The organism is Chloroflexota bacterium, from assembly GCA_015478725.1.
Taxonomy (GTDB): domain Bacteria; phylum Chloroflexota; class Limnocylindria; order Limnocylindrales; family CSP1-4; genus C-114.
Genome location: JADMIG010000052.1, coordinates 1 through 10,489 on the forward strand (window position 1 = coordinate 1; position 10,489 = coordinate 10,489).

Sequence of the window (10,489 nt, forward strand, 5' to 3'; positions counted from 1 at the left end):
CGATCTCCGGTCCCCGACGGCCGCGGCCCCCCGCCGACGAGCGGTCCCAACCGATCCGCCAGCACGCGGCGGGCGTAGACTCACGGTGACCATGTTGTTCCTGTGGGTCGTCGCCGGACTCGTGCTCCTCGCGGTGGAGCTGCACACGGTCGCCTTCTACGCCCTGTTCCTCGCCGCCGGCTCGTTCGTCGCGGCGATCCTCGTGATCTTCGTCCCGGACAGCCCGGTCTGGGTCCAGGCGCTCCTCGCGGCCGTCGCCTCGATCGTCGGCATGCTCGCCCTGCGGCCGTTCGCGAGTCGCGCCTTCCTCAATCGTCGCGACGGCGTCGTCTCGCGCGGCGTCCACGGCGGCCTCGTCGGACAGGAGGCGCTCACCCTGGACGCGATCGGCGACGAACATCATCCCGGGCATGTCCTCCTCGCGAGCGAGCGATGGCTCGCCGTGACGGACCATCCGGATCCCCTCGGCAGCGATGTGGCTGTCGGGGTCATCGCCGTGCGCGGAACGACGCTCCTCGTCCGTCCGCTCGAGCGTTCGGCGCCGTTCGCAGAAGGAGGAGTCCGTCGTGGATAGTGGTGTGATCGCCGGGATCGTCGTCGCGATCGTCATCTTCGTCGTCATCGTCGCCTTCCTGGGCCAGGCGGCGAACGTGATCCAGCAGGGATACGTCGGGGTCGTCAAGCAGTTCGGCGAGTTCAAGTCGATCCACAATCCGGGCCTGGCCCTCATCGTGCCGTTCTACCAGACGCTCGTCCGCGTCGACATGCGCGAGATCCCCCGTCCCGGCGACCGCCAGGAGGTCATCACCAAGGACAACGTCGTTGTGGCGGTGAACGCGACGATCTTCACCCAGGTGGTCGACGCGAAGCAGGCGCTCTTCAGCGTCTCCGATTTCGACGTCGCCATCGACGCGATCGCCCGGACCGCGCTCCGGTCCGTCATCGGAACGCTCTCCCTCGACCAGGCGCTGTCCGAGCGCGAGCGGATCAACGTGGACGTCCAGCAGCAGATGGAGGCGGTGACCGACAAGTGGGGGATCCGGATCAACCGGATCGAGATCGTCGAGATCACCCCGCCGCCACAGATCCTCCAGGCTCTCGCCCTCCAGAAGCAGGCGGACCAGGAGAAGCGGGCGAAGATCCTCCAGTCCGAGGGCCTTCAGCAGTCGGCGGTCAATGTCGCGGACGGCAACCGGCAGGCAGCGATCAAGAGCGCCGAAGGCGAACGGCAGTCGGCGATCCTCCGGGCGGAGGGCAACCGGCAGGCGGCGATCCTCGAGGCCGAGGGTCGAGCCCAGGCGATCAAGACGGTCTATGACGCGATCAAGGCAGCGGCGCCGGATCCGACGCTCGTCGCGATCCTCCAGCTCGACACGCTCGCCAAGTTCGCCGCCAGCGAGAACACGAAGATCGTCATCCCGGCCGAGAGCTCTGCGCTCCTCGGAGCGGCGCAGGCCCTGCGGTCGGTCCTCATGGACGTGCCGACGCTGCCGCCCAGCGGAAGCTGACCTGGCGAGGACGAGAACGGGCGCCGAGCCCGGTTCGCCGGTCGACGGCCTCGAGGCGCTCCGCGCCGAGATCATCGCCTGCCGCCGCTGTCCGCGTCTCGTCGAGTGGCGCGAACGAGTCGCCCGCGAGAAGGTCGCGCGCTTCGCGGACGAGCCGTACTGGGGTCGTCCGCTGGCCGGCTTCGGCGATCCCGAGGCGCGGATCCTCATCGTCGGGCTCGCCCCGGCGGCGCACGGCGGCAACCGGACCGGGCGAGTCTTCACCGGCGACCGGTCGGGCGATTTCCTGTGGTCCGCGCTTCATGTCAACGGGCTCGCCGACAGGCCGTCATCGCGCCGGGCGGACGACGGCCTCACCCTCCGCGGGGTCTACATCGCCGCGGCGGTCCGCTGTGCGCCACCCGCGAACCGACCGACGATCGAAGAGCGCGACCGATGTCTCCCATTCCTCCAGCGGGAGCTGGCGTTCCTGCCAAGGATTCGAGTCATCGTCGCCCTCGGCGCCTTCGGGTGGGACGCCGTCTTGCGCGTCCTCGGGGCGGACGGCCACGCCATCAGGCCGCGGCCACGGTTCGGGCACGGCGCGGAGGCGGTCGTCGGGCCGTACGTCCTGTTCGGGTCGTATCACCCGAGCCAGCAGAACACGTTCACCGGCCGCCTCACCACGCCAATGTTCGAGACGCTGCTCGCGCGGGCGAAAGCCGCGACCCGGTAGCGGTTCGCGCGTCGAGCAGATGTGCCCGCGGCCGCGCAGCCGCGGATCCGCGTCGCCCCGCGTCCCGCGCGTCTGTCGCCGCCCCGTCCGCCCGCTCGGACGTCCCCTCGTCGAAGGAATGTGACATCTGATCCCCAGGCGGGCGTTGGTCACGGGATCGCTGCCAGATGACTCCCGTGGTGCGCAGATGCCGTGATTGAGGATCGATCCGGAGTCCGGGCCACGCTCAATGGGGATCGCGTCGTCCTCGCCATCCTCCCGGACCACCGACGAGTGCCCTCTTGAAGACCAAATGACGGTTTCTCGCGGCCCGAACCACCCGAGCCCCACCCGAGCCCCAGCCGAACCACCCGAGCCCCACCCGAGCCCCAGCCGAGCCGCCGAGCCACGCCCGAGCCCGCCGAGCCGCCCCCCCGAGCCACCCGAGCCCGCCGAGCCGCCCCTCCGAGCCACCCGAGCACGCCGGGATGCCACCCGAGACTCGCCGCGATGCCACCCGCGTTCCGCCTCCCGTAGACTCTCCGGGCCATGGTGACCGAGCGCGACTACTACGACGTCCTGGGCGTCGCCCGCGGAGCGAGCGACGCGGACATCAAGCGCGCGTTCCGCAAGCTCGCCCAGCAGTGGCACCCGGACGTGAGCAAGGAACCTGCCGCGGACGAGCGTTTCAAGGAGATCAACGAGGCGTACCAGATCCTCTCCGACCCGCAGCGCCGGCAGGCCTACGACACGTTCGGCCGGGCGGGCGTCAGCGGCGCGGCCGGTGACGCGGGCTTCGGGGCCGGGTTCGGGAACTTCGGCGACATCTTCGATGCGTTCTTCGGTGGCGGCACAGCCGCGAACGCGCGTCACGGGCGACCGCCGACCGGGAGCGACCTGCGGTACGACCTTCGGATCTCGTTCGCCGAGGCGGTGGCGGGAACCGAGAAGGAGATCGAGTTCGCGGTCCTCGTTCGGTGCGAGACGTGCCGCGGGAGCGGAGCGAAGTCGGGCACGGACGCGACCACGTGTCCGCAGTGCAACGGGCGCGGCGAGGTGCGAAGCGTCCGTCAGACGATGCTCGGCCAGATGGTGAATGTCACCACCTGCCCGCGCTGCCGGGGCGAGGGCCGGGTGGTCGAAGCGCCGTGCGAAACGTGCCACGGCGATGGACGGGTCGAGCGGAAGCGGAAGGTCCGGGTCTCGATCCCCGCCGGCATCGACGAGGGTCATCAGATGCGGCTCTCCGGCGAGGGTGAGGCGGGTCCGCGCGGGGGTCCGCCCGGCAGCCTGTACGTGGCGATCCATGTCGCCCCGCACGCGGACCTCAAGCGGGATGGGACGGAGCTCTACTACGAACTCGACATCTCGATCGCCCAGGCAGCCCTCGGCACCCGCCGCCGCGTACCGACGGTCGAAGGAGACGAGGAGATCGAGATCAAGCCCGGCACCCAACCCGGGACCGAACTTCGCCTCCGCGGCAGGGGCGTGCCACATCTCCGTCGGACGGGCTCGCGCGGCGACCTCCACGTGCTCGTCCGGGTGACGGTTCCGACGAAGCTCACGAAGGAGGCACGCGCCGCGCTCGAGACCTATGCGACGGCGACCGGCGAGCAGGTGGGTCCGCACGGCCACGGCGGGATCATCGACCGTGTCCGCGATGTCCTCGGCTGATCCCGTCGCCGCGGTCGGCGGCGCACCGGCCGGCGGCTCCGACGGCGGCGCGGCGGACGACGACGGCGGGACCGCACCCGACGACGACGGCGGCGCGGCGAACGACGACGAAGGGACCTCAGCGGACGGCACCTGGCTCGAGCTGTCGGTGGCCGCGGACGTCGAGGCGGTGGAGGCGGTGAGCGAGATCCTCGGCCGCGTCGCCTCCGGCGGGACGAGCGTCGAGCCCGCGTTCATCCTCAGCGACGAGGGGCTCGGCGCGTTCGTGGACGCCTCGCGACCGGCGACCGTCCGGGCGTACCTCCCCGCGCGCGACCGAACGGCGGCGCGGACCGCCATCCACGACACCCGGATCGCGCTCGGCCACCTTCAGGCGTTCGGGATCCGGCCGATCGGCGACCTCGACGTCCGGGTCGTGCACGAGGCGGACTGGGCGGAGGCGTGGAAGGCGCATTTCCCGGTCCTGCGCGTCGGTCGCCGGCTCGTCATCCGGCCGACCTGGCGTCGGCATGCGCGGCGACCGGACGACGTGGTGCTCGCTCTCGACCCGGGGATGGCCTTCGGGACGGGCCTCCATCCAACGACCCGGCTCTGCCTCGCGGCGCTCGAGGTGGTCGCCGACCGCGCCGCCCCCGCGCTCGGTCGCGTCCTCGACGTCGGGACCGGCTCCGGGATCCTCGCGATCGCCGCCGGCCTGCTCGGTGCGGACGCGATCGTCGGCGTGGATCCCGATCCGATCGCCGTCGACGCGGCGAGGGCGAACATCGGCCGCAACGGTCTCGCGCGACGGACGCGGATCCGGGCCGGCTCCGTTCCGACCGGCGAGCCGCCGTTCGACATCGTCCTCGCCAACCTCATCGCGTCGCTCCTCGTCACCCTCGCACCGGACCTGAGCGCCGAGCTGGCGCCCGACGGCACGCTCATCGCGTCGGGCATCTTCATCGACCGCGAGGGCGATGTCCGGGCGGCGTTCGAGGCCGCCGGGCTCACGGTGCTCGACCGCCTCGCCGAGGGGGAGTGGGTGGCGCTCGTCGCGACTCGTAACGGGACGCGACTATGATCGGGCCGATGACGACCGACTGCCTCTTCTGCGGCATCGCCCGCGGCGACGTCCCCGCCACCCAGGTCCACGCCGACGATGTCATCGTCGCCTTCCGCGATATCGCGCCGCGCGCGCCCACCCACATCCTCCTCATCCCGCGCGAGCACATCGCGTCGGCGGCGGACCTGACGGAGGCGCACGGACCGCTCCTCGGGCGACTGTTCGCGATGGCGGCGGAGGTCGCCCGGCGGGAGGGGATCGCCGACGGCGGATACCGGATCGTCTCGAACGTCGGGCGGTGGGGCGGCCAGACCGTCGATCATCTGCACATCCATCTCATGGGCGGACGACCGTTCACCTGGCCGCCCGGGTGAGGCCGCCGACGCGCGGAGCGAGCGGCGGATCGCGGTCGCCGAGGATCGGGCGGGTCACCGCCGCGGCAGCGGTCGGTCTGCTCATCGGACTCGCACTCGCCGGCTGCGGGGTCGCCGCGCCGACCGGTCCGATCACCCCGGCGCCCACATTCGCACTCCCGACCTACTCGACTGCCATCGCCGAGACCCGCCGCGAGATCGCGGCGGCGCTCGCGGTCGACTCACTCCAGCTCCAGGACGCGACGCAGCCGTTCCGGCCGCCCGAGCCCCTCGCCTTCATCGATGCGCCGCGCGGCATCTTCCAGGTGATCCTGCCGGCGGATCCGGCCCACGGCTACATCGTCGTCTACGAGTTCCGCGACGTGGCGACCGCGGCGACCGCCGGCCGCCAGCTCGCGTCGTTCGTGGGCACCGGTCCCGGCCGGGTGGAGTTTCCGCCCGACACCCAGCATGTGATCCGTCAGCTCGGGACGACGATCGTCGACTACAGCTGGTCGCCGGCAAACTCGACGGACGCCCGGGCCCCCATGATCCTCACGGCCCTCGCCACGGTCGGCATCGCCGTCCCCGTGCCGCAGTAGGCGGCCTGCCCGCTTCGGAACCTGGCCCGCCTCGGGCCCGCTTCGGAACCCGGCCCGCTTCGGAACCCCGCTCAGGAACCTTCGCGGACCGGCAGCGGTTCCTCCACCGCGGCCCAGCGGCGGACCTGATCGCGCTTCACCTTGAGGGTGTGGGTGCGGGGGAAGTCCGCCTCGGGCCAGAGGCGCCAGCCGACGATCCGCTGGTGGATCGCGAGGGCCCGATTGGCCGATCGGACGGCCTCGTCGATTTCCGCTCTGATCGCCGCCCCGCCGATCGCGGCGCTCACCTCCGCCGGCGTGCCGCTCACCTCCGCCGGCGTGCCGCTCACCTCCGCCGGCGTGCCGCTCACCTCCGCCGGCGCTCCGCCCTGCGGGATCGTGTGCGAGCCCGGCGCCAGGACCACCGCCTCGATCCGTCCGGGCAGCGTCTCGACGACGACGGAATCGCGGATGCCGGCGACCCGCAGGGCGTTCTCGATGTCTTCCGGATAGACGTTGAGCCCGTTCGGCAGCACGATGATGTCCTTCGTCCGCCCCATGAGGATGAGCCGACCCTCGGGATCGAAGCGCCCGATGTCGCCCGTCCGGTACCACCCGTCGGAGGTGAACGCCGCCGCGGTCGACGCCGGATCGCGCCAGTAGCCGCTGAAGACATTCGGGCCGTGGACGAGGATCTCGCCGTCGTCGGCGAGGCGGACCTCCACCGGCGCCACGGACCGCCCCACCGTGCCCAGACCGTGATCCTCGCGGCTCGTGCACGCGGCGAACCCGCATTCGGTGGATCCGTAGCCCTGGATGACGACGACGCCGAGGTCCTCCCACGCCTGCTGGAGCGCCGGCGGGAGGAATGCCGCCGTCGACACGAGGAGCCGAAGGCCGCCCCCGAACTCGGCGTGGACCCGGCGGAAGAGCCACCGCCGCGCCGGGTACGGCAGCCGCCGGGCGACCCGTCGAAGGCGACCGAAGGCGCGACTCCGCCCGGATCGCTCGACCTCCCGCTCGATCGAGCTCCAGAACAGGTCGAGGACCTGGGGCACGAGGATCATCGAGGTCGTCCGATGGTCGCGGATCGACTCGAAGATGACCCGTGGGTTCCGGCTCCGGACATAGAGGATGTCCGCGCCGACGTCGATCGCGTAGAGCAGTCCGACCGCCTGCTCGAGGAGATGGGAGAGGGGAAGGAGCGACACGATCCGGTGCTCGAGGGGCGGGATGACCCGATGGATCGCCTCGATGGAGGCGAGGACGTTGCCGTGGGTGAGCATGACCCCCTTCGGCGCTCCGGTCGTTCCGGAGGTGAAGACAAGCTCGAAGAGGGTGGAGCGGTCCGGTCGCGGCAGGGCCGCCACGCGCTCCTCCCAGTCGGCCGGGAACGAGTCGTCCCGTTCGGCCGCGAGCGCCTCGACCGTCGTCGTCGGCATCCCGTCGAGGCGGGCATCGCGGGGATCCGGTGATTCGCGACCCGTCCCGATCGCGAGGTGGCGTGCTTCCGCCTTCTCCACGATCCGCTCGATCGCGTCGGGGGCCATCCGGAGGTCGAGCGGCACGAGGACGATCCCCGCCCGCATCGCCCCGAGGTAGACGGCCGGGAGCTCCGGCGCGGACGGCGACCAGGTGAGCAGCCGGTCGCCCGGCACGAGGTCGAGGGCGGTCAGTCGCCAGGCGACGATCCGGCTCCGTCGCTCGAGCTCGCGGTACGACCACGCCTGCCCCGTCCCGTCGTCGCGGCGGATGCCGAGCGCGGTCCGGTCGCCGTACCGGGCCGCCGCACGCTCGAGCAGCTCGACGAGGCTCTCCACGGCGCCAGGGTACCCGCGGCGGCGGGCCGGATGTGGACAGGCGGGCCGGATGTCACTGGACAGGTCCGGCGGAGCGTGGCAATATACCCCCTGGGAGTATCACCTCGGGAGCAGGGAACGGCGCCGTGACCGACCAGACCATCCAGATCATCACGCTTCCGGTGGAGGGCATGACGTGCGCGTCGTGCGTCAACCGGATCACCCGCTTCCTCGACAAGGTGGACGGCGTCGAGGAGGCGAACGTCAACCTCGCGACAGAGTCGGCGACGGTCCGGTTCGATCCCGCGCGAACGGACATCGAGGGTCTCGTCGCCGCCGTGGAGGCGGCCGGCTACACGGCGGTCCCGGCGAGCGACGCCGCGGCGCCGGCGACCAGCGCGGACGCCGCCGAGCCCACCTACGCCGAGCGCCATCTCGCGGACCTGCGCCGCCGGGTCACGGTCGCCGGGATCCTCACGATCCCGCTCCTCCTCGGCCTCGCCCACATGACGATCGCCCCGTTCCTCCCGTCGTTCCTCACGGACCCATGGCTCCAGCTCGCGCTCGCGACCCCGGTCCAGGCGTACGCGGCGGCGCCGTTCTATCGGGGCGCCTTCAACGCGCTTCGACACCGCACGACGGACATGAACACGCTCGTCGCCGTCGGCACGAGCGCGGCCTACGGATACAGCGTCGCCGCCATCGTCGCGCCGGCGTTCTTCGCCGTGGCCGGCCGCTCGGTGGGGGACGCCCCGCCCCTCTATTTCGACACGGCGGCGACGATCGTCACCCTCATCCTTCTCGGCCGCTTCCTCGAGGCGCGGGCGCGGAGTCACACCTCGGACGCCATCCGCCACCTCATCGGGCTCACGCCGCGGACCGCGCGGGTCGTCCGCGCCGGCGTGGAGCTCGACATCCCGATCGAGGCGGTCGTCGCCGGCGACGTCGTCCTCGTCCGGGCGTCCGAGCGCACCCCGGTGGACGGTGTCGTCCTCGACGGGCGCTCCGCCGTGGACGAGAGCATGGTCACCGGCGAGAGCATGCCGGTGTTGAAGGGGCCGGAGGACGAGATCATCGGCGGAACCCTCAACGGCTCGGGGTCGTTCACCTACCGGGCGACCCGGGTCGGCGCGGATACCGTCCTCGCCCGGATCGTGCGGCTCGTCCAGGATGCCCAGGGGTCGCGCGCGCCGATCCAGCGGCTCGCGGACCGGGTGACCGGGATCTTCGTCCCGATCGTCATCGCCGTCGCGACGCTCACGTTCGTCGTCTGGTTCGTCGCCGGGGCGGCGCCGGCGTTCAACCTCGCCCTCCTCAACACGATCGCCGTCCTCATCATCGCCTGCCCGTGCGCCCTCGGCCTCGCGACGCCGACCTCGATCATCACCGGCACCGGCAAGGGCGCTGAGCACGGCATCCTCTTCCGGAACGCCGAGGCCCTCGAGCGGCTGCAGGCCGTGACGACCGTCGTCCTCGACAAGACCGGGACGCTCACCGAGGGGAAGCCCCGGGTGACGGACGTGGTCCTCGCGCCAGCGCCAGTGTCGGCGGCGGCGGGGTCGGGGTCGGGGTCGGCCTCCGCGACGGCGGGCCTCACCGAGCGTGAGCTCCTCCGCTTCGCGGCCGCGGCCGAACGGGGCTCGGAACACCCCCTCGGCGAAGCGATCGTCCGCCACGTCGGTGGCGAGGGTATCGCGGCGACCGCCGCCACCGGGTTCGTTGCCACTCCCGGCGACGGGGTGTCCGCGCTCGTCGATGGGAGGTCCGTCCACGTCGGGCGGGCCGGGTTCGTGGGTGTCGAGGCGTCGATGCCGCTCGTCGCGGAGGCCGAGCGCCTTGCTCGCCTCGGTCGCTCGCCCGTCTTCGTCTCCATCGACGGCCGGCCGGCCGGGCTCATCGCCATCGCCGACCCGCTCAAGGAAGGATCGGCGGCCGCCGTCGCCGAGCTCCGTCGACTCGGACTCACCGTGACGATGCTCACCGGTGACGGCGAGACGACGGCCCGGGCGATCGCCGCCGAAGCGGGCGTGGAGCAGGTCATCGCCGACGTGCGACCGGCCGAGAAGGCGGCGCGCGTCCGGGCGCTCCAGGCGGCGGGCGCGGTCGTCGCGATGGTCGGCGACGGCGTGAACGATGCGCCGGCCCTCGCCTCCGCGGACGTCGGCATCGCGATCGGGACCGGGACGGACATCGCGATCGAGTCCGCCGGAGTGACGCTCATGAGCGGCGATCTCCGGGGTCTCGTCACGGCCGTCGCCCTGTCGCGCGCGACGATGCGGAACATCCGCCAGAACCTCTTCTGGGCGTTCGCCTACAACGTCGCCCTCATCCCCCTCGCCGCCGGCGCCCTGTACCCGTTCACCGGCTGGCTCCTCGACCCGATCTTCGCGGCGGGGGCGATGGCCCTCTCGTCCGTGACCGTCGTCTCGAACGCCCTGCGACTCCGGGACTTCCGGATCCCCGCCACCCGGCGGACCACCCCCACGACACTTCGAGAGGAGTTCTCCCGATGACCGAGCAGCCCCAGCCCACCACGCTCGTCGACCCGGTGTGCGGCATGACCGTCGACCTGGCAGAGGCGCGGGCGGACGGGCTCGTCACGGTGCACGATGGGACGACGTATGCGTTCTGTGGTCGAGGCTGCCTCCTCGACTTCCGCGACGACCCGGTCCGATATCTCGATCCGGGGCATACGCCGTCGATGTGACTCCCGGGCGGGGCCGGTAGCCGCCGCCCGCCGCCCGCGCTCGTCGTCCGGGCGCGGTCGCCGTCTCGGCCTGCCGGCGCCGGATCCCGTGTCCGCGCCGCCTCCTGCGCCGGCCGCCTCCTGCGCCGGAT

Annotated in this window: 9 protein-coding genes; 8 read left to right on the top strand and 1 reads right to left on the bottom strand. The window is 72.1% G+C overall.

From position 1 onward, the window contains the following. Nucleotides 1-85: 85 nt before the first annotated feature. The 6 genes from IVW53_15195 (at nucleotide 86) to IVW53_15220 (ending at nucleotide 5,873) form a co-directional block, all read left to right on the top strand. Nucleotides 86-574 (top strand): NfeD family protein, encoded by a 489-nt coding sequence (locus tag IVW53_15195; protein MBF6606911.1) that lies wholly within the window; start codon nucleotides 86-88, stop codon nucleotides 572-574. Nucleotides 575-1,314: 740 nt separating this feature from the next. Beyond that, nucleotides 1,315-2,223 (top strand): uracil-DNA glycosylase, encoded by a 909-nt coding sequence (locus IVW53_15200; GenBank protein ID MBF6606912.1) that lies wholly within the window; start codon nucleotides 1,315-1,317, stop codon nucleotides 2,221-2,223. Between the two features lie 531 nt (nucleotides 2,224-2,754). Continuing rightward, nucleotides 2,755-3,876 carry a molecular chaperone DnaJ gene (dnaJ, locus tag IVW53_15205; GenBank protein ID MBF6606913.1) on the top strand — a complete coding sequence of 374 codons (1,122 nt, stop codon included), beginning with the start codon at nucleotides 2,755-2,757 and terminating at the stop codon, nucleotides 3,874-3,876. After that, entirely contained in the window at nucleotides 3,863-4,936 is a 1,074-nt protein-coding gene (gene prmA, locus IVW53_15210; protein ID MBF6606914.1) for a 50S ribosomal protein L11 methyltransferase, read from the top strand. Before dnaJ ends, prmA begins: the two co-directional genes overlap by 14 nt. An 8-nt stretch (nucleotides 4,937-4,944) precedes the next feature. Further along, nucleotides 4,945-5,292, top strand: coding sequence for a histidine triad nucleotide-binding protein (locus tag IVW53_15215; protein MBF6606915.1), 348 nt, complete (start codon nucleotides 4,945-4,947; stop codon nucleotides 5,290-5,292). Beyond that, complete coding sequence (locus IVW53_15220; protein MBF6606916.1) at nucleotides 5,289-5,873, top strand: hypothetical protein; 585 nt, start codon at nucleotides 5,289-5,291, stop codon at nucleotides 5,871-5,873. The genes IVW53_15215 and IVW53_15220 overlap by 4 nt, the downstream gene beginning before the upstream one ends. Nucleotides 5,874-5,944: 71 nt before the next feature. On the opposite strand, the gene IVW53_15225 is transcribed toward IVW53_15220, so the two are convergent. Continuing rightward, nucleotides 5,945-7,672, bottom strand: coding sequence for an AMP-binding protein (locus tag IVW53_15225; protein ID MBF6606917.1), 1,728 nt, complete (start codon nucleotides 7,670-7,672; stop codon nucleotides 5,945-5,947). 140 nt (nucleotides 7,673-7,812) lie between these two features. On the opposite strand from IVW53_15225, the gene IVW53_15230 reads away from it, so the two are divergent. After that, a complete protein-coding gene (locus IVW53_15230) occupies nucleotides 7,813-10,164 on the top strand; it encodes a heavy metal translocating P-type ATPase (GenBank protein MBF6606918.1) in 2,352 nt (783 codons plus the stop codon). Beyond that, nucleotides 10,161-10,358: a YHS domain-containing protein gene (locus IVW53_15235; protein MBF6606919.1), complete on the top strand. Its 198-nt coding sequence runs from the start codon at nucleotides 10,161-10,163 to the stop codon at nucleotides 10,356-10,358. The genes IVW53_15230 and IVW53_15235 overlap by 4 nt, the downstream gene beginning before the upstream one ends. Nucleotides 10,359-10,489 lie beyond the last annotated feature (131 nt).

What these genes read in the sequence shown, in the direction of transcription:
- IVW53_15235 (MBF6606919.1), top strand. Translation starts at nt 10,161, where the DNA reads ATGACCGAGCAGCCCCAGCCCACCACGCTCGTCGACCCGGTGTGCGGC.
- IVW53_15215 (MBF6606915.1), top strand. Translation starts at nt 4,945, where the DNA reads ATGACGACCGACTGCCTCTTCTGCGGCATCGCCCGCGGCGACGTCCCC.
- IVW53_15200 (MBF6606912.1), top strand. Translation starts at nt 1,315, where the DNA reads ATGACGCGATCAAGGCAGCGGCGCCGGATCCGACGCTCGTCGCGATCC.
- prmA (MBF6606914.1), top strand. Translation starts at nt 3,863, where the DNA reads ATGTCCTCGGCTGATCCCGTCGCCGCGGTCGGCGGCGCACCGGCCGGC.